1 protein-coding gene is annotated in these 1,340 nt (G+C 74.7%); it reads left to right on the top strand.

The window, feature by feature from the left end; all coding sequences use genetic code 11:
* Nucleotides 1-1,048: 1,048 nt before the first annotated feature.
* Nucleotides 1,049-1,340: ATP-grasp domain-containing protein (locus GTW67_RS01590; protein ID WP_346010533.1), on the top strand; the 292-nt coding region annotated here is incomplete at its 3' end.

Raw genomic sequence — 1,340 nt, forward strand, 5'->3', positions numbered from 1 at the left:
ACCGGCACGGGCACCGACGGCGGCGCACCGCGCCACGGCGACGCCCACGCGATCGCCCCGCACCACCTGGTCCCGGTCCGGCTCGTGCCCGGCGCCGTCGTACACGCCGACGCGCCCGAGCCGCAGGAGCGGTACCGGGACATCCCCGTCTCACCGGCCTAGCCAGGCCCCCTCACCGCGACGCGGCCCGCCGCTCGGGTGGGGAAGAGGGCTGCCCGCACGTCCGGGCCGCCCCTCTCCCTCGCCGGACAGACGGCACCAGAGCACCAGACAGCCGACGGTCGCGGCAGCCGTACCCGAAGCCCTTGCCCGGCCCGGCGTGAGCCGGTCCCCCTGGGCCACGCCCAGGACGCGCATCGGGCGGCCGCACCGCACAGCCCGCCTCAGACCCTTCCCCAGCACCGGCGCGCCCCCGCGCCCCGCCGTGACCGGGAACGGCGTCGGGGCAGACGAAGAGACTCCGCGAGGCCTCAGGACCCGGACGGACGGCCGAAAGCCGTCGGCGGTCCGTCCGGGCCGTGTCCCCGCGGACGGTGCCGGCGGGACCCCATTGGGGTGGGGACCCGCCGGCCCGCACCCCGCAGCAGCCGCACTCGCGACACCTGCGGGGCGCACGACGGACCTCACCGGGTCAACCCCAACCCGGTGAGGTCCCTCCCTTCAGCCGACCGCCCGGCCCGCGCCCGGCCCGCATACGGCCCGCGCCCGGCCCCGGGCCCCGCGCCCCCGGTCCACCCGCCCGCGCGCGCCCACCGACCGGCATCCAGCCCCCGCCGCCCCGGCTCGCGCCCCAGCTCAGACCCCTGGTCACCCCCTCACCCCCGGCACCCCGTGCCAGTGAGGGCGGCATCATGTGACAGGTATCACCGCTCAGGTGTGACCCGCGATTTAGAGACCCCCCGCATGCGGCGATAACCTGCGAGACGGACATGCCGCGCGCTCGGTCACCGTGTGCGCCCCCCTTGTGACACAGCGGACGTCACGTTGCCCTTCGCGGCACGCCCACGCATCCAACGAACCGCGAGATCACTGATAGGGACGGAAGCGCGTGGACCTGTTCGAGTACCAGGCGAGGGACCTCTTCGCCAAGCACGATGTACCGGTGCTGGCCGGTGAAGTCATCGACACGCCTGAGGCGGCGCGCGAGATCACCGAGCGTCTGGGCGGCAAGTCCGTCGTCAAGGCTCAGGTGAAGGTCGGTGGCCGCGGCAAGGCCGGTGGCGTGAAGCTCGCCGCCACCCCGGACGAGGCCGTCGCCCGCGCGACGGACATCCTCGGCATGGACATCAAGGGCCACACGGTCCACAAGGTGATGATCGCCGAGACCGCCCCGGAGATCA

It is taken from the genome of Streptomyces sp. SID5910 (assembly GCF_009862125.1).
Lineage (GTDB): Bacteria > Actinomycetota > Actinomycetes > Streptomycetales > Streptomycetaceae > Streptomyces.